Genomic DNA, 19,018 nt, shown 5'->3' on the forward strand with positions numbered 1-19,018 from the left:
GGAGCCACCTCCGTGCTGTACGGCGCCGACTACAACCCCGACCAGTGGCCGGAGGACGTGTGGGACGACGACGTGCGCCTCATGCAGGAGGCGGGCGTGAACATCGTCAGCCTCGGCATCTTCGCGTGGTCGCGGATCCAGCCGTCGGAGCACGTGTGGGACTTCGACTGGCTCGACACCGTCATCGACAAGCTGCACGCCGGCGGCATCCGGGTGAACCTCGCCACCGCGACGGCGTCTCCCCCGCCCTGGGTGAGCGCGACGTATCCCGAGACCCTCCCGGCCGACGAATCCGGCGCCGCGTACTGGCCCGGCAGCCGCCAGCACTTCGCGCCGTCGTCGCCGACCTACCGGCGCCTCGCGGGCGAGCTGGTGCGACGCATCGCGGAGCGTTACGTCGACCACCCCGCGGTGGTCATGTGGCATGTCGGCAACGAGTTCGGATGCCACCTGTGGATGGACTTCTCGGACGCGGCCCGCGACGCCTACCGGGCATGGCTGCGCAAGCGCTACGTCACCGTGGACGCGCTCAACGACGCGTGGGGCACCGACTTCTGGTCGCAGCGCTACGGCGGCTTCGACGAAGTGTTCCCCCCGCGGCTGGCACCGTACAGCCATAACCCGTCGTCGATGCTGGACTGGCGCCGCTTCACGTCGGACATGCTGCTGGAGTGCTACCTGATGGAGCGCGAGATCCTGCTCGCGGCTGGCGCCACCCAGCCCATCACGACCAACTTCATGGGCCCGTTCAAGCCCGCGGACTACGCGCGGTGGGCGCCGCACATGGACGTCATCGCCGACGACTGCTATCCCGATCCGACCAACCCGGACCGTGTGCGGGATGCCGCGTTCCAGCGCGACCTCGTGCGCTCGCTCAAGCCCGGCGTGCCGTGGCTGCTGTGGGAGCAGGCGACCGACGCCGTCAACTGGCGGCCGGCCAACCCCGGAAAGCGACCGGGCGTGCTGATGGCCGAGACCGCGCAGTCGATCGCGCGCGGCGCCGACGGCATCATGTTCTTCCAGTGGCGTCAGTCGCGCGTCGGCAGCGAGAAGTTCCACTCGGCGATGCTGCCCCACGCCGGCACAAACACCCGCATCTGGCACGCCGTCACCGAGCTGGGCGCACGCCTCGCCGCGCTCCCCGAGCTCCCGGCACCGGGCCGCGACGCACGCGTCGCGCTGGTGTTCGATTGGGAGAACTGGTGGGCCGTCGAGGGACGCGACCATCCGGCCGAGACGGACTACCTCGCGATCGCGCTCGAGTGGTACGGCGCGTTCCACCGCCGCGGCATCATGGTCGACATCGTGCCGCCCGAGAAGGTCGACGACGGCTACGACCTCGCCGTCGCGCCGACCCTGTACCTGCTGCGCGACGAGGGCGCCGCGGCGCTGACCCGCTTCGTCTCCGGCGGCGGCACGCTCCTGGCCGGGCCCTTCACGGACATCGTCGACGAGCACGATCGCTTCCGCCCCGGCGGCTTCGTCACGCAGCTCGGCGCGGTGCTCGGCATCCGCTTCGAGGACTTCGGCGCCCTGGGCGGCGCCTCGACGGGCGGCATGGGCGTCGGAGCCCAGGCGGAGCGCACCGGCGCACACGGCGAGACCGTCGTGTTCGGGCTCGGCGAGTCGTCCCACGTGGGCACCCTCGTGGCCGAAGTGGTGCACGCCGAGACCGCCGCCGTGCTCTCCCGCTTCGACGGCGGCCGCGCTGGGGGCTCGCCCGCGCTGACGCGCCGCGAGCATGGGCGCGGCTCGGCCTGGTACCTCGCGACGATGCCCGGTCGCGACGGCGTCGACGCCGTCGCGGCGGCCGTGATCGCGGCATCCGGCGTCACCGGTGTCGTCGACGACCTGCCCGCGGGCGTCGAGGCGGCACGACGCGGCGACCTCGTGACCGTCATCAATCACGGCGACGAGCCCGCCGAGGTGGCGCTGACGGGGACCGACGCCGAGACCGGCGAGACGGTGTCGCGCCGTGTGCTCCAGCCCCTGGAGGTCGCGTTCGTCACGGCTCCGGTCGCGCAGCGCCCGGCCGAGAGCGACCCCTCCCCCACGTTCAGCTCCGTACCCGGCTAGCCTCTGCCGGCCGCCGGTCGAGCCGGCCGTCCCACCTCTTCATCCATCCGTCCGCCATACCCAACAGGAAAGCGCATTCCAAGGAAGGAAGCCATGCGAAACCCACGACGCACCCTCACCTTCGTCGGCCTCGCCGCCGCCGGAGCCCTCGCCCTCGCGGGCTGCAGCTCGAGCGAAGCGCCGAGCGCCGAGTTCGATGCCGAGGCCGAGGTCACGCTCACGTTCGCCTTCTGGGGCAACGACGACCGTGCCGACCGCTACAACCAGCTGATCGACGCGTTCAACGAGCAGCACCCGAACATCACGATCAACTCCACCTTCACCGACTGGCCGAGCTTCTGGGAGAAGCGCGCGACCGAGGCCGCCGGCGGCGGCCTCCCCGACGTCTTCCAGTTCTCCGACAGCTACCTGCGCCAGTACGCCGAGACCGGCCACGTGCTCGATCTGGGCGAGGTCGCCGACTACGTGGACTTCTCCACGTTCGAGGACTCGCTGCTGGGCACCGGCCGGCTCGACGGGGTGCAGTACTCGCTGCCGACCGGCTTCAGCATGTGGGCGAACTTCGTCAACGACGACCTGCTGGCCGAGATCGGCGTCGACGCACCCGAGGGCGCCTCGAGCTTCGACGACTTCGACGAGTGGATGGCGTCGGTGACCGATGCGACCGGGGGCGAGGTCTACGGAGGCACCGATTACACCCAGCGCATCCAGACCTTCGAGCTGATGCTGCGCGCCGAGGGCAAGAACCTCTACACCGCGGACGGCGAGCTCGGGTTCACCGAGGACGAGCTGCGCGCGTACTGGGAGAGCGGCGCCGACCTGCGCGACGGCATCACGGTCCCGCAGCAGAGCCTCGAGGAGATCAGCCCGATGTCCGGCTTCGGCGCCCAGCTGACGGCGAGCGAGATGAGCTGGTCGAACTTCCTCGGCGGCTACCTCGCCGACTCGGGGGCCGAGTCCATCTCGATCGTCGCACCGCCGACCGCCGTGGCCGGAGCCCAGGATCTGTACCAGCAGGGCGGCCTGCAGATCGCGATCGCTGAGAACACCGAGCACCCCGAGGCCTCGGCGATGTTCCTGGACTTCATCGTCAACAGCCCCGAAGCCGGTGAGATCTTCGGCACGACCCTCGGCTTCCCCGCGTCGTCGAGCAAGCTCGCGGGCACGACGCTCGAGGGCGTCGACAAGCAGGTGGCCGACTACATCGACTCGGTGTCCGACCGCGTCGGCGAGGCCCCGCCCGTTCCGGTCGTCGGCTACGGCTCGCTCGAGCAGACCTTCTGGGAGCTGGGCCGCTCGCTCGGACTCGGCGCCATCACGGTCGACGAGGCCGTGAGCACCTTCTTCTCCGAAGCCGACGTCATCCTCGACTGAACCTCAGCGGATGCCGGGGCGGGCCTGGTACGGCCGCCCCGGCATCCGCTTCTCTCCCCCCGCTCACAGACCTCGGGAGCCCGACATGACCGACGCCCGCGCACGCCTCGACCCGCACAACGCCATCGCCGACATCGACCGCCGGATCTTCGGCGGGTTCGTCGAGCACCTGGGCCGCCACATCCACTCGGGCATCTTCGAGCCGGGCCACCCCAGCGCCGACGACGCCGGCTTCCGCCAGGACGTCGTCGCGCTGGTGCGCGAGCTCGGCGTGTCGACCATCCGGTACCCGGGCGGCAACTTCGTCTCGGGCTACCGCTGGGAGGACGGCATCGGGCCCGTCGACGAGCGGCCGCGACGCCTGGACCTGGCCTGGCACTCCACCGAGACGAACGAGGTGGGCCTGCACGAGTTCCAGGACTGGCTCGACCGCGTCGGCAGCGACCTCATGCTGGCCGTGAACCTCGGCACGCGCGGCACGTCCGAGGCCGTGGACCTGCTCGAGTACGCCAATGCTTCTGCCACGACGACCTGGACCGCGCAGCGCACCGCCAACGGACGCGCCGAGCCGTTCGCGGTGAAGATGTGGTGCCTCGGCAACGAGATGGACGGCCCGTGGCAGATCGGGCACAAGAACGCCGACGACTACGGCAAGCTCGCCTCGCAGACCGCCAAGGCGATGCGGATGCTCGATCCCGGCGTCGAACTCGTCGTGTGCGGTTCGTCGGCGCGCAGCATGCCCACGTTCGGCTCGTGGGAGCGCACCGTTCTGGAGCACGCCTTCGACGACGTCGACTTCATCTCCTGCCACTCGTACTACCAGGAGCACGGCGGCGACGCCCAGGAGTTCCTGGCATCCGGGGTGGACATGGCGCTGTTCATCGAATCGGTCGTCGCGATCGCCGACGCGGTCGCCGCCACCAAGAAGAGCGACAAGCGCATCATGATCTCGTTCGACGAGTGGAACGTCTGGTACCTGCACAACGACGAAGGCGGCCTCGACGACAAGCCCGCCGAGGCCGGCTGGCCGGTGGCGCCCCGCCTGCTCGAGGATCAGTACCACGCGCTCGACGCGGTCGTCTTCGGCGACCTGCTCATCACGCTGATCCAGCATGCGGACCGTGTGCGCTCCGCCTCCCTCGCCCAGCTGGTCAATGTGATCGCGCCGATCATGACCGAGCCCGGCGGCCCGGCATGGAAGCAGACGACGTTCTTCCCGTTCTCGATCACGTCGCGCCTGGCCGGCGACCGAGCCGTGCGGGTGCCCGTCGAGGCGGGCACGTTCCCCAGCACCAGGTTCGGCGAGGTCGCCGCGGTCAACGCCGTCGCCACGATCGACGACGAGGGCGTCTCGCTGTTCGTCGTGAACCGCTCGACGACGGATGCCGCCGACCTCGCGGTCGACCTGGGACCGCTCGTCTCGGCGCTGGGTCGCGACGTCGGGGTCGTGGAGTCGCATCTGCTTCACGAGGACGACATGTACGCCGCGAACACGCTCGCCGATCCCGATCGTGTCGGCGTGCGCCCGCTCGACCGCGCCGAGGTCGCCGACGGTGCGCTCACCGCGACGCTGCCCGCCGTGTCGTGGGCCGCGGTACGCCTCGCGTGAGCCGGCCCGACGAATACGTTCTCCGAATGGAATCCTGACCGGCGCGCATGCCGATGAGGGCACGTCCCCCTTGACGCCCCGCATTCCGTCCGGTAGATACTCCGGCAGGGGTCTGCGCTGGCGCGCCCCGCGCATGCACCGGGACCGCAGGGAGACGATCGTGACCGAGAAGACCCGAGAGCCCGCCTTCGACTTCGTCCTGTCGCGTCGCACCATGCTGCAGGGCACGGGGCTCGGCCTCGCGGGGCTCGCGTTCGCGCCCGACATCGCGCGCGCCGCCACCGCGACCGTGGCGCAGCCGGAGTTCCTGTACAAGGGCGACGCCGGTCATGACCCGTCGGCGGTCCCGGCCCTCGACGGCGGCTCGATCATCGTCGTCGACACCTACGACGTCAACAAGACGACGGGGTCGTCCGCCTACAGCCTGTCGGTGCCCGACGGTGAGAGGCAATGGACCTACCCGATCCCCGACGGCCCGCCGATCGTCGGCGGTTTCGCGACGCCACTCGTCACCGCCGCCGGGATCTTCCTCGCCTCGCGCACGCAGGTCATCGCGCTCGACCCGGCGACCGGTTTCCAGCTGTGGGCGAAGGACTACACCGTCACCGAGACCGACGGCTGCCCGCTCGTGGACCTCGGGACGCAGATCGCGTTCCTCGCCGAGGGCGGAGCGCTCGTGGTGCTCGAGCAGGAGGACGGCGGCGAGGCCTGGACGCTGGTGCTCTCGTCGGTGGCGCAGCCGATCGATCCCGACGCCCCGCACGGCGTTCCGGTGGGCACATCCGACGGGGTCTGCGTCGTGTGGGGCGGCCACCTCTTCCAGGTCCAGTTCGAGGGCCTCGTCGCGCATGCCCACGGCATCCCGGGCACGGTCGTTCCCACTCTCGTGCCGGGCCTCGGTGAGCTGTACTACGTGACCCGCCACGCCGACGGCGAGAAGGCCAGGGTCGTCGCGCTCAGCACCGCGACCTGGACCGAGACCTGGTCGATCGAGGCGGCATCCGACATCGACTATTCGGTGCCCACGGTGGCCAACGGCGTGCTCTACGTCGGCGACTCGTCCGGCACCTTCTTCGCGGTGACGGTCGGGCAGTCCGACGTCACCGGCGGAGCGAAGTCGATTCTCTGGACGGCCAGCCCGGGCGACGACCTCTCCGATGGTCGCATCGTGATCTCGGACGGCTTCGCCTACGTCGCCGGGCAGGCATCCAGCGGCGCGAAGATCATCGCCATTCCGCTCTCGCCCAGCACCGCGGGCTCCGCCCACACGCCCGTGCGCATCGACGCCGGCTTCACAGGTGCCGCGATCGTCGGCGTCGACTCGAGCGTCTGCTACTTCAGCAAGACCGACAAGTCCGCGCGGATCAAGATCCAGGGTGTGAACCTCGCGGGCCTGTTCGCGCAGTTCCTCACCGAGAGCCAGCTCATGGCGGATCACTACGCAGCCGCATCGGCCGCGGGTGACGGCGCGACCCAGCGCCCGACGCCGAGCAACCCGACGTACCGGACTCAGGTGCTGTGCGTGCACCCCAACAAGAGCCCCCGCGCCGGCAGCACGGTCAAGATCTGGGCATCCGAAAGGACGACCGTCACGATCGGCGACCGCAGCCACAAGATCGGTCCCGGAGACCCGCTCTGGACGCGCACGGACGGGATGGGCGAGCTGAGCCTGACCTCCGTCGCCGGTGGGCTGTCGGCCCCGGCGCTGTACATGTGGGCGCCCTTCATGCAGGAGCACGAGGCGATGGTCGTCTACCCCGACCAGGACACGCTCGGCGCGGTCGCTTCCGTCTCCGGTCAGGACCTGCTGAACCTCAGCGACTTCTCCGGCGCGAAGCCGATCGCCGATGCCGGCTACACCTCCGACAAGGCGACCGACCTGGCGACGACGCTGAAGAACACCATGGGGGACACGACGGCCTCCCTGGCCGCTGTGCAGGCCGGGACGTCGCCCTCCTACATCGCATTCGCGGGCACCGCCTCGAACCTCGCGTTCCAGTCCACCGTCGGGCCGGCCGACCGCCCGTATCGCCAGACCAGCGGCGCCTGGTACACCGATTTCGACGGGGCCATCGCCACGTACCACGACGGCACGCCGCCAGCGGAGCTGATGGCGAGCTTCACCAAGCACCGGAAGAACGGGTTCGACCGCTTCATCGACAATGTCGTCCACGGCCACCGCAAGATCAGGCGCATCATCTGGACCGCCGAGAAGGATGCCAAGCACCTCGTCAAGCAGATCCATGACGACGCAGGCGACTGGTACAACCTGGTGGTCGACACCGTCGAGAAGGCCGCGACGGTGGTCGCGGGCATCTTCAAGACCGTCATCGATGACATCGACAAGGTCGTGGAGGCGTTCTGCCAGCTGTTCGACTGGGCGAACATCGTCGCCCGCTCGCAGAAGATCTCGACGAGCATCACGACGGCGATCTCGACGCTCCAAAGCGGGCTGAAGACGCAGGCTTCGGATTTCACGACCTGGGTGAGCGGCAACCAGAACGCGTCGACAGCCCAGGCGATCGCCGACACGACGAACACGACCGCCGGCGGTCAGCAGGACTTCGGCAACCCGCAGGCCTTCTACGGCATGCACGGGGCGAAGAGCTACTGCTCCTCGCGCTGGGCATCGGGCAAGGTGTCGCACGGCTCAGACGGCGCGTCCCCCTCGGTGGGCGCAGATGCCCTCGCCGCTCTCGAATCGCATGCCGCGAGCTTCAAGCAGCACTTCGAGAGTGCCATCTCCGAAATCGAGCCGATTCTGCGTGCAGACGCGGCGAAGCTGGACAGCGAGCTGAAGGAGACCTTCCACACGCTCGAGCGCCTCGTGTCGCACCCGTCGCAGTACGCCGATCTCGCGCTGTCGGAGCTCCTTCAGAGCGTGGTCGACCTGGCCGAGCTGCTCTTCACCGCCGTGGTCCTCATCGCCGAGACGGTGCTCGACGCACTCGTGGACCTCGTCGACGACGTCCTGGGCATCCTCGGCACGGCTCTCCACATCCCGGTGCTGACAGAGGTGTTCGAGGCCCTCGTACCCAACGGCGAGAAGCTCACCTGCCTCAACCTGGCGAGCCTTCTCATCGCGATCCCCACCGAGATCGTGATCGCGACCGCCGACGAGAGCGGCCTCGGCGACGACGAGAAGCTCTCGGACGGGCAGTACGCGTTCGTCTTCGCGTCGATCGCGTACACGGCCGCGGATGTCGCGATCGACCTCACCGACGGGAAGAAGCTCGAGAAGAACATCCTCGCGCTGGGGACCTACGGGGCCTTGGCGCTCGCCGAGATCGGCATCGGCTTCGGCCTGCAGGTGGAGCAGTACGGCGGGACCGCATTGTGGGACATCATGCAGGCCGCGCAGCTCATCCCACTGGCGATGATCATCGCTCCACTGGCGGTCCGGCCGAGCGACGCCATCCCCGGGGAGACCACCGACTTCGAATACATCGCCGTCGTCATCCAGGGGTTCTACGCCGTGTTCACGTCGATCGCGTCCGGCATGGCGTACAGCAGCGGTGTCTCCGGGTTCGCGGGTGGACTCACCCTCGCGGGCAACCTGCTCACGTATGTCCCGCCGGCGTTCGCCTGGGCGCCGCTGGCGAACGAGGCGGTCGGGAGCGCGGTGCTCGCGGGCATCGACGGAGTCGGGGACCTCGGCTCGATGGCGACGACGATCGCCTCGTGGGGAACCGAGTGACCGCGGAGGACCGCAGGGCCACGCCGAGCGCGTGCTGCTCAGCGTGCACGAAGAGCGACAGGACCTGACACGCCCGCGGCGTTTCGGGCTCCGCGCCGCCACCGCTACGGTGGAGTCACGTCCGGTGCATCCGAAGCTGCAGGCCGGACGCGAAGGCGGATCCTGGGGAGGGACCGTGCGGGCAAGCATCCGCGATGTCGCCATGGCGGCGGGAGTGTCGGTGGGGACGGTGTCCAACGTCCTGAACCGACCCGACGCCGTGAGCGCCGCCAAGGCCGAGCGCGTCATGAACGCGATCAACGATCTCGGCTACATTCGCAACGACGCGGCCCGCAAACTGCGCGCCGGTGTCAGCACCACCGTCGGATTCGTCGTTCTCAGCGGGCAGAACCCGTTCTTCAACGAGGTCGTCCGCGGCGCCGAGGACGAGGCATCGCAGCGCGGCATCGCGGTGCTGCTCGGCAACACCGACGAGGACGTCGCCCGCGAGCGGATGTACCTCGACCTCTTCGAGGAGCAGCAGGTCCGGGGCGTCCTCATCGCGCCGCACGGCGACGTGACGGCGCGCTTGAGAAGGCTGCGCGATCGCGGCATCCCCGCGGTGCTCGTCGATCGCTTCAGCGGCGACGGGCGGTTCTCGAGCGTGTCGGTCGACAACGTCGCGGGCGGCCGCGCCGCGGCCGCCCACCTCATCGAGACAGGGCGACGACGTCTGGCGTTCGTCGGCGGCCCGTTCGACCTGCACCAGGTGAGCGATCGGCTGGCCGGAGCGCGCGCGGCCGTCGACAACGCCTCGGAGCCGGTCTCGCTCGAAGTCATCCCCACACAGGCGACGAGTGTCGAAGAGGGCGTCGCAGCGGGCCGGCGCATCCTCGCTCGGCCGCGGCGGGAATGGCCCGATGCGCTGTTCGCCGCGAACGACCTCGTGGCGCTGGGACTCCTCCAGTCCCTCGTCGTGGGCGACCGGATGCTGGTCCCGCGCGAGATGGCGCTGATCGGGTTCGATGACATCGCCTTCGCGGCCGCGGCGGCCGTGCCGCTGTCGTCGCTGCGCCAGCCCAGTCGCATGATCGGCCGGACGGCGCTGCGCGTCCTGCTCGAAGAGGCCGCCGATCTCGACAGCGTCCCCCGGCAGACCGTCTTCCAGCCGGAGATCGTCGTGCGCGCATCGACCTCGCCTGCCTGAGCGTCGCCGCCCCGCCGCATCCGTCTCGCTGCTCCGCGCATCCGTCTCGCTGCTCCGCGGCACATGAGAAGGGCGGGTGCGCCCGCGCTCACGCGATCGCACCCGCCCCGCGGCCATGCCGCTCAGGTCACATCATCACCGGTCGACCGGGATGCCACCCTCCTCTCTGAGCAGGGCCTGCAGCGCGGCGGCCATCTCTGCCAGCTCGGCCTTCGCCTCATCGGATGCCCGCGAGGAGTTGGCGTTCTCGATCTGGTTGAGGAACGACCGCAGCATGCTGTCGGCCACCTGCGCGTCACCCTCCGCCGAGGCCTCGAGGGCCTTGGCGAGGAACGAGCTCAGGTTGTCGGCGAGCTGCTCGGACAGAGCACCGTCCTCGACGAAGGCCTGCACGGCCTCGTCGATCGCACCGTAGCCGTTCTCGGCGGCGACGAACGTGAACGTTCCCGCGCCGACCGAGTACACCGCGAACTCGCCCTCGATGCGCTCGAAGGTCGCACGGTTCGGGGTGAGCACGGCCTGGTCACCACCGGTGGGCACCCAGACCTCGGCCGAGGTGTTCGCCGGGACCTCGATCGTGAGCGTGAAGCTCTCGTCCGTCTTGTCCCAACGGGTGCTCGCCACGCCGCGAGGCGTCTCGAAGCTGCCCTCGACCCAGGTCAGGTCGCCGGCGGGCTGGGGCTTGAACACCAGCTCGTCGTAGCCGACCGATCCCGCGGCCCGGTCGATGCCGACCAGTCCGGTCTGGAACCACTCGACGATCTGCGCCAGGATCATGTGGTTCTTCGAGCTGCCGCGCGACCACCGCTCGCCGATGGTGGTGAAGCCACCGGGGTTGGCGGTCGTCGACTCCATGAAGTACCCGTATCCGGGCTCGGTGTCGGTCTGCAGCGCGTCGAACAGCACGTCGCCGTAGCCGTTGTCGGTGAGCTGGCGGACCGTGGCGGCGAGGCCGATCGTGCCGGCGCTGAAGTGCGGACCGTCGTCCGGACCGAACGCCTTCACATCGTCGACGAGACGCTGCAGCACGCTGTCGCGGTACTCGTCGGGGACGAGCCCCGCGTCGAGCGCCAGCGCCTGCGCACCCTGGGTCGCCCCGTCGGTGCCGTCGTTGCCGTCGGCCGTGTAGTAGCCCAGCTCGGTGTTCAGGAACGCGTCGTTGTACGCGGTCTTGATCTCTTCGACCTTCTGCGCGAACGTCGCGGCGTCCTCATCGTGGCCGGTGAGCTCGGCCATCATGACCATCTTGGTCATCATGACGTAGTAGCCCCACGTGCCGGTGATGAAGCCCGAGGTCTGCTCGGCGGAGACCCAGTCGGCCAGTGCGCCCTCGACGATGTCGCCGTCGGCCTTCTCGCGCTGGATGTAGTCGACGAAGTTGACCATCTGGTCGTAGTACCGCGCCATCGTCTCGGTGTCGCCGTAGTACTCGTACAGGAAGGCCGGAACCAGGATGATGCCGTTGCCCCAGTTGATCTCGTCGCCGAACCGGCGCGTGTAGCCCCAGTCGTGGACGGGAGTCTTCAGGGCGACGTTGCCGAACATGTACGAGTCGGCGATCGACTGACCCTCCACAAGGTGGTGCTGGGTCGTGCGCATGTACGCGTCGAACTCGAAGAACCGGTGGAAGCCGTCCATCGGCATCGTGTAGTCCGCCGGGTACGACTGCTTCTCACGACCAGGGCAGTCGGTGAACGTCGAGAAGATCTGCGAGGCCATCGAGTAGTACGCCATCTTGTTGATGCGGTTGATGCGCTCGTTCGACGAGTCGAAGGTCCCGACGTCCGGCGTCGCCGCCATGAGGCGGATGCCGGTGATGATGTCCGCCGACGGCTCGTAGCCGGCCGGAAGACCCTCGATCTGCACCCACTGCATGCCGAAGTAGTTGAACATCGGCGTGCGCGACTCGCCACCGTCGAGCCCGGCGGTGATGTAGGAGTTGAACAGGTCGCGTCCTCGTCCACCCGGGCCGAGCGAGCCCTGGTTCACCGTGCCATCCTCGTTGAGGCTCTCCGCCGGCTTGACCTTCACGATCGTGCCCTCGGGCAGTTCGGGGAGATCCAGCTGCGCGAACCCGGCGAAGTTCTGACCGAAGTCGAAGACCCACACGCCGTCGGCGGGGTTGGTGATCGACTGCGGCGTGAACCGCTCGGCCTCGTAGATGCCCTCGCCTTCGCGCGCGATCAGCTTGGTCGCGAGGTTCGGCGGCGGCGCGATGCCGGCCGAGGTCCAGTTGACGCTCGATCCGTCGCGGCGCTCGGCGGCGTCGGTCAGGTCGGCGCCCGGCTCGTTCCAGCCCACCTGCTCGCGGCGGGCGTCGTAGTCCTCACCGGAGTACCAAGCGTCGGTGACCAGCGCGCTCGACGCTGCGCGCCACGAGCGGTCGGTCACGATGACGTCGCTCGAGCCGTCGGTGTACGTCACCTCGAGGCGGCCGATCATCCGCGGCGTCACGGCCGCGCCCGCGCTGGGGTCGGTCTCGGCGATGTTGTTGCCCGATGCGGTCACGAGCGCGCCCTCGGGGTGCGCCGCGTCCAGACCAGGCTCGAACGAGATGCCCGTCCCGTCCACGCCGGGGTCTCCGATCTCGGTGATCACCCGCAGCTCGAGGTCGTCCCCGCCGTCGCCGGTGTCGATGTTGATCGTTCCGCCGACGTGGTAGTTCGAGGTGCTCGAGAGCTTGACGTTGGTGGCGCCGGCCTCGACCGGGGCCACGAGCTCGCCGCTGCCCTTGATCTGGCTCTGCCACCATGCGTACGGCGACGTCCGGCCGACCTCTTCGTTGTGGATCGAACGGCGCACGTACGCCGTGCCGTTGCCGAGCTCCACGCCGAGCGCGTTCTCACCCTCGACCAGCTCCGACGTGATGTCGTACGCGCGGTACTCGGTGGACAGCTGGTAGTTCGTGTTGCCGGGAGCGAGGTGCTCCTCGGTGATGCTCTGCCCGTTCACCGTGGCGTAGTGCAGACCCGCACCCGACACGAAGAAGGTGGCCTTGTCGACCTCCTTGCCCGGCGCGAGCTCGAACTGGCGCGCGAACATCGGCAGTGGGTCGGACTCTGTCCGGCCCGCCTGCTCGATCCACTGCGCGTCGCCCCAGTCGTCCTGAAGCAGCAGGCCCACCGTGAAGGTCGACGGGTCGCTCCACTCCGAGGGGTTGCCCAGGGCGTCCCACACGCGCACGCGCCACGCGACGGTGTCGCGCGACTCGAGCGCCTCGGCGCCGCCGTAGACCACGTTGAGCTGCTGCGAGGACTCGACCTTGCCGGTGTCCCACAGCAGATCGCCGGACTCGAGCGCGGCCACAGTAGCGGCCGCCTCGATCTCGTAGCCGGTCTGCGCGTCGAGCGCGCACGTGCCGCGCACCGAGCCGTCGAAGCACGGGTTGCCCGGCTCCTCCTCGGCCGACATCGACCAGCCGAACAGCGGTCGGGAGCTGCCGAGGTCGATCGGCTGATCCTCGCGGCCGTTGACGCTGAGGCCGCCGACGTCGACGGTGAAGCGCTCGGCCGGCGGAGCCGCCGACGCGGCGGTCGCCCCGAGCGGTGCGGCGAGGGCGACGACACCCGTCGTGACGAGCGTCGCCTTGAGCAGATTCCTCATCGTGAGATCACCGCCTCTCGAGATGGTCGGCACGCTCTGAGACGTCGCATCGGGGACGCGACTGCCGGGCATGTCAGATTCATGTCTCGCACTCCTTCGTGGATTGATCGGCTGATCCCTGAACTGCTCTGAATCTGAATTGAATGGATTCAGAACACCTCGGGGATCACCCTGACGAACGGCTGGGAATTAGTCAAGAATTTTCTATGTGAACGCAAGCGAGCCGAGCCGCTTGTGTCGATGTTCCCCGCCAGCGGCAGAAGAAGTCCGCTTTTCGATATATACCTCTCGATGATCTGGATTGAACGCTTGTTCAGCCAGCTTTGAACACTCAATATGGCTGCGCCTCCTACAACGAGCGAAAGCCCCCCTGATCGCGCGTTTCCCGCACCACGCACACCCCGGTGCAGCGGGCGTGTCGCAGATCAGCGCTTGCGCACCCGACCCGCTCCGTGGCACCCTGGTGGAAAGCGTTTACCCGCTACGACTTCCGGCTCCGCCGCGACGGTGACGTCCGGCGAACCTCGACAGAGAGAAGGACCTCATGACCGACACGACCCTCGCCTCGGCGCCGGCCGAGGCGGACACCCCGCAGGTCCGCGAGATCGGCATCATCATGAACGGCGTCTCGGGCCGCATGGGATACCGCCAGCACCTGGTGCGGTCGATCCTCGCGATCCGCGACCAGGGTGGCATCGAGCTCGCCGACGGCTCGAAGGTGACGGTCAAGCCGCTGCTGGTGGGACGCAGCGCCCCCAAGCTCGCCGAGATCGCCTCGACGCACGGCATCGAGGACTACACCACCGATCTCGACGCCGCCCTCGCCGATCCGCGCTGGGAGATCTACGCCGACTTCCTGGTCACCAAGGCCCGCGCGACGGCCCTGCGCAAGGCGATCGCGGCCGGCAAGACGATCTACACCGAGAAGCCCACCGCCGAGACCGTCGACGAGGCCGTCGAGCTGGCCAAGCTCGCCCAGGCCGCGGGCGTGAAGACCGGCGTGGTCCACGACAAGCTCTACCTGCCGGGCCTGCAGAAGCTCAAGCGCCTCATCGACTCGGGCTTCTTCGGCCGCATCCTGTCGGTGCGCGGCGAGTTCGGCTACTGGGTCTTCGAGGGCGATTGGCAGCCCGCCCAGCGCCCCAGCTGGAACTACCGCGCCGAGGACGGCGGCGGGATCATCGTCGACATGTTCCCGCACTGGAACTACGTGATGGAGAACCTCTTCGGCGACGTCAAGAGCGTCTACGCGCAGGCCGCCACCCACATCCCCACCCGCTGGGACGAGAAGGGCGAGCCCTACACCGCCACCGCCGAGGACGCCGCGTACGGCATCTTCGAGCTCGACGGCGGCATCGTCGCCCAGATCAACTCGTCGTGGACCGTGCGTGTCAATCGCGACGAGCTCGTCGAGTTCCACGTCGACGGGACGCACGGCTCGGCCGTCGTGGGTCTGTTCGGCGCCAAGATCCAGCACCGCAATGCCACCCCCAAGCCGGTGTGGAACCCCGACCTCGCCGACGACCACGACTACGACGCCGACTGGGCTGCCGTCCCCACCAACGACGTGTTCCAGAACGGCTTCCGCCAGCAGTGGGAGGAGTTCCTCGAGTCGTACGTGCTGGGCACCGAGTACGAGTTCGACCTGCTCTCGGGCGCGCGCGGCGTGCTGCTGGCCGAGGCCGGCCTGCAGTCCGACCGCGAGGGCCGCAAGGTCGAGCTGCCCGCACTGTCCCTGGACTGACGACGATGAGCCACCTCACGCTGCTGTCAGCCGAGGGGGCGACCGCACGGGTCGCCCTCGCCGACGCCCCCGGGTACACGAAGCCGCAAGGCCCCCTGCGCAGTCGCGTCGCGTACGCGGCTGCGCACGTGGTCCCGAAGATCCACGCCGACAACACCCCCGGGCAGCCCGCCGAGGTCGACTGGGATGCGACCCTCGACTTCCGTCGCGCGGTGTACTCGTGGGGCCTCGGCGTCGCCGACGCCATGGACACGGCCCAGCGGAACATGGGTCTTGATGCCGCGGCCACGCGCGACCTCATCGCGCGCTCGGCCCAGGTCGCCCGCGAAGAGGGCGGATCGGTGGTCGTCGGGGTCAACACCGACCACGTCGACGACGAGCACATCTCGCTCGACCAGGTCATCGACGCCTACAAGCAGCAGCTGCACTTCACCGAGGAGCAGGGTGCGGGACCGGTCCTGATGGCATCCCGTCATCTGGCCCGCGTCGCGGCATCCGCCGACGACTACCGGCACGTGTACCGCGAGGTGCTGCAGTCCGCGACGGTCCCGGTCGTCCTCCACTGGCTCGGCACGGCGTTCGACCCGGTGCTCGCGGGCTACTTCGGCGCCGACGACTGGCAGACGGCATCCGAGGTCCTGCTCGACATCATCGGCGAGAACGCCGACAGGATCGCGGGCGTGAAGATGAGCCTGCTGGATGCGGCATCCGAGGTCTCGGTGCGCGAGCGCCTGCCCGAGGGCGTGCGCATGTTCACCGGCGACGACTTCAACTACGTCGGCCTCATCGGCGGGCAGGACGTGCCGCAGGCGCGCCAGCCCGAGCGCAGCCCCGACAGCCCGCGTCAGCACTCCGACGCGCTGCTGGGCGCCTTCGCGGCGATCACGCCGGTCGCGTCTGCGGCGATCCAGGCGCTCGATGCCGACGACCCCGACCGCTACTTCGAGATCCTGGACCCCACCGAGGAGCTCAGCCGCCAGATCTTCGCCGCGCCGACGTTCTACTACAAGACCGGCGTCGCGTTCCTGTCGTGGCTGAACGGCCACCAGCGCGCCTTCCAGATGGTCGGAGGCCTGCACTCGGCCCGCTCGCTGCCCCACCTGTCCCGCATCGTCGAACTCGCCAACGCCTCGGGCGCCCTCGAGAACCCCGAACTCGCGGCCATCCGCTGGCACGGCATGCTGCGCCTGAACGGCATCGACGTCCCCGGGGTCATCGCATGAGCGAGCGCCCGGCTCCCCCAGCATCCGCGTCCCACTTCTGGCCGCTCGCGCCCGCGCCGGGCGGCCAGAAGTGGGACACCCTCAGCGCCACCACCGGCGGGGCCCGCCGATGACCGCCGCCACCGCACCCGCCGCACCCGCCGCACCCGCCGCTTCCTGCATGTCCCACTTTTGGCCGGCTGCGGCGCCGGTGAGCGGCCAGAAGTGGGACATGAATCACCGAGGAGAGCGATGAGCACCCCCGACCCGCGTCTGTCCATCAACCAGGGCACCGTCAAGCACGCGAGCCTCGCCGAGGCGCTGCGCGCGACCGCGGATGCCGGCGTGCAGGCGATCGGCCTGTGGCGCGAGCCCGTGCAGGAGGTCGGCCTCGCCACGGCGGCGACGATGCTCGCCGACTCGGGGCTGCGCTTCTCGACGCACTGCCGCTCGGGCTTCTTCACGATGCCCGAGGGCCCCGCGCGCCGCGCGTCGATCGACGACAACAGGCTGGCGATCGACGAGGCGGCCACGCTCGCCGACGCCGGCGCCGCGGGCTCGTTCCCGGTGCTGGTGCTCGTCGCCGGGGGTCTCCCCGACGGCTCGCGCGACCTGATCGGCGCGCGCGAGCGCGTGCGCGACGCGATCGGCGAGCTGGCCCCGTACGCGAAGGCGGCGGGCGTGCAGCTGGCCATCGAGCCGCTGCATCCGATGTACGCGTCCGACCGCTGCATCGTGTCCACACTCGGCCAGGCCCTCGACATCGCCGCCGACTTCGAGCCCGAGGTCGTGGGCGTCACCGTCGACACCTTCCACATCTGGTGGGATCCGGATGTCCTCGCCTCGATCGCGCGCGCCGGCAACGAGGGCCGCATCGCGACGTATCAGGTGTGCGACTGGAAGACCCCGCTCGCCGCGGACGTGCTGCTCAGCCGCCATTACCCCGGCGACGGCGTGATCGACTTCGCGTCCCTCACGCGGGCGGTCGAGGCCACCGGCTACGACCGCGACATCGAGGTCGAGATCTTCAACGCCGACATCTGGTCGCGCGGCGTCGACACCATCGTGCGCGAGACCGCGGCCGGCTTCGGCGCGGCGGTCTCGCCGTACCTGCGCGCCGCCGTCTCGGGCTGACCGGGCGGCGCGGCGACGCGGGTCGGTTCCGGACACGGGGGTGATGCGCGGGACCGGCCCGCCCCCGCGCGGCCGCGATCGGCGATCGGGCGTGGCGCGCGTCCTATTCCGGACACGGGGTTGTGCGCGGGACCGGCCCGCCCCCGCGCGGCCGCGATCAGCGTTCGGGCACGGCGCGCCTCCCACCGGGCACCGCGCCGCCCGGTGGGACGCGGCCTCGGATCGTCGCCGCGAAACCGACACCGCGAGCGTCCGTGACGCGGGAAGAAAGCGCTTGCTGCGGTCGCGCGGTTCGCGCGCCAAGAGCCTAGACTCAAGGCTGTGAGCGAGTCCGCGACACCGACCCGAGGCGCGGCGACACTGCACGATGTCGCACGCGAGGCCGGCGTGTCGCTGGCGACCGCATCCCGCGTGCTCAACGGCTCGACCCGCAAGGTCGCCGACAGCTACCGCGAGCGCGTCGAGGCCGCGGCCGAGAAGCTCGGCTACACCGCCAACCTGTCCGCGCAGGCGACGGCCCGCGGCACCGCTGCTATCGTCGCGCTGCTGGTCGCCGACATCGCCGACCCGTACTTCGCCCAGCTCGCGTCCGGGGTGGCGCGCGGCGCCGACGAGGCCGGCATGGTCGTGACCATCGCGATCACAGAGCGCGACCCGCAGCGCGAGGCCCGTCTCGTCCGGGCCCTCCGCGGTCAGCGCCCGCGCGGCCTGATCCTGGCCGCCTCGCGCACCGACGGCCCCGAAGCGGCCGTGCTCGAGCCCGAACTGGACGCCTTCTCGGCGATGGGCGGGCGCGTGGTCGCCCTGGGACCGGTCGCGGGCGACATCCGCTCGGTCATCGTCGACAACCGCACCGGCTCGCGCGCGCTCGGCCGGCACCTGACCACGCTGGGCTACCGCGATGCGATCATCGTCGGCGCCCGCGAAGGCGTGCACACCTCGGACGACCGCATCGCCGGGTTCAGCGAGGGCTTCGGTGAGGGCGGCGGAAACGTGCGTCAGATCGTCCGCGCGGGCTTCACGCGCGATGCGGGCTACGAGGCGACTCGGCAGCTGCTGACCGAGCGCGATGTCCCCGCCGGAACGCTCATCTTCGGGATCAGCGACGTCGTGGCGATCGGCATCATGTCGGCGATCCGCGAAGCCGGCCGTTTCGTCGGCGCGGACATCGCCGTCGCGGGCTTCGACGACATCGCCACCGGCCGCGACATCCGCCCCGGCCTGACGACGGTGCACGTCCCGCTCGAGGAGGTCGGCTACCGGGCCCTTCGCGCCGTACTCGACGAGGACTGGGATGCCTCGCAGCCCCCGCTCGCCCTCGACGTGGTCGTCCGCGGCAGCACTCCCGTGCGGGCCTGACCGGCTGAGGAAGCGCTTCCTGGCGGCTATGCTG

At 69.7% G+C, this 19,018-nt stretch carries 11 protein-coding genes; 9 read left to right on the forward strand and 2 right to left on the reverse strand.

Annotated features, from left to right (window positions below; translation table 11 throughout):
- The first annotated feature begins 12 nt into the window (after positions 1–12).
- The 5 genes from P0L94_11235 (at position 13) to P0L94_11255 (ending at position 9,942) form a co-directional block, all read left to right on the forward strand.
- The gene (locus P0L94_11235; protein WES63027.1) at positions 13–2,076 is read left to right on the forward strand and encodes a beta-galactosidase; all 2,064 of its coding nucleotides are present in this window, start codon (positions 13–15) and stop codon (positions 2,074–2,076) included.
- Between the two features lie 93 nt (positions 2,077–2,169).
- A complete protein-coding gene (locus tag P0L94_11240; protein WES63028.1) occupies positions 2,170–3,450 on the forward strand; it encodes an extracellular solute-binding protein in 1,281 nt (426 codons plus the stop codon).
- Positions 3,451–3,535: 85 nt separating this feature from the next.
- Positions 3,536–5,059, forward strand: a complete 1,524-nt coding sequence (locus P0L94_11245) for an alpha-L-arabinofuranosidase C-terminal domain-containing protein (protein WES63029.1) — start codon at positions 3,536–3,538, stop codon at positions 5,057–5,059.
- A gap of 160 nt (positions 5,060–5,219) precedes the next feature.
- Positions 5,220–8,756, forward strand: a complete 3,537-nt coding sequence (locus P0L94_11250) for a PQQ-binding-like beta-propeller repeat protein (GenBank protein WES63030.1) — start codon at positions 5,220–5,222, stop codon at positions 8,754–8,756.
- Between the two features lie 175 nt (positions 8,757–8,931).
- On the forward strand, positions 8,932–9,942 hold the full coding sequence (locus P0L94_11255; GenBank protein WES63031.1) for a LacI family DNA-binding transcriptional regulator: 1,011 nt from the start codon (positions 8,932–8,934) through the stop codon (positions 9,940–9,942).
- A gap of 135 nt (positions 9,943–10,077) precedes the next feature.
- Here the strand turns inward: P0L94_11255 and P0L94_11260 are convergent, their stop codons facing one another.
- A complete protein-coding gene (locus tag P0L94_11260) occupies positions 10,078–13,545 on the reverse strand; it encodes a family 78 glycoside hydrolase catalytic domain (GenBank protein WES63032.1) in 3,468 nt (1,155 codons plus the stop codon).
- Positions 13,546–14,089: 544 nt separating this feature from the next.
- Here P0L94_11260 and P0L94_11265 point away from each other — a divergent pair.
- The gene (locus tag P0L94_11265; GenBank protein WES63033.1) at positions 14,090–15,289 is read left to right on the forward strand and encodes a Gfo/Idh/MocA family oxidoreductase; all 1,200 of its coding nucleotides are present in this window, start codon (positions 14,090–14,092) and stop codon (positions 15,287–15,289) included.
- Between the two features lie 5 nt (positions 15,290–15,294).
- Positions 15,295–16,512, forward strand: coding sequence for a dihydrodipicolinate synthase family protein (locus P0L94_11270; GenBank protein ID WES63034.1), 1,218 nt, complete (start codon positions 15,295–15,297; stop codon positions 16,510–16,512).
- A gap of 81 nt (positions 16,513–16,593) precedes the next feature.
- Here P0L94_11270 and P0L94_11275 read toward each other — a convergent pair whose 3' ends face one another.
- Positions 16,594–16,725: a hypothetical protein gene (locus P0L94_11275; protein ID WES63035.1), complete on the reverse strand. Its 132-nt coding sequence runs from the start codon at positions 16,723–16,725 to the stop codon at positions 16,594–16,596.
- 18 nt (positions 16,726–16,743) lie between these two features.
- On the opposite strand from P0L94_11275, the gene P0L94_11280 reads away from it, so the two are divergent.
- Both P0L94_11280 and P0L94_11285 read left to right on the forward strand, forming a co-directional pair.
- Positions 16,744–17,625 carry a sugar phosphate isomerase/epimerase gene (locus P0L94_11280; GenBank protein ID WES63036.1) on the forward strand — a complete coding sequence of 294 codons (882 nt, stop codon included), beginning with the start codon at positions 16,744–16,746 and terminating at the stop codon, positions 17,623–17,625.
- 321 nt (positions 17,626–17,946) lie between these two features.
- The gene (locus P0L94_11285; protein ID WES63037.1) at positions 17,947–18,984 is read left to right on the forward strand and encodes a LacI family DNA-binding transcriptional regulator; all 1,038 of its coding nucleotides are present in this window, start codon (positions 17,947–17,949) and stop codon (positions 18,982–18,984) included.
- Positions 18,985–19,018 lie beyond the last annotated feature (34 nt).

Source organism: Microbacter sp. GSS18, from assembly GCA_029319145.1.
GTDB lineage: Bacteria > Actinomycetota > Actinomycetes > Actinomycetales > Microbacteriaceae > Microbacterium.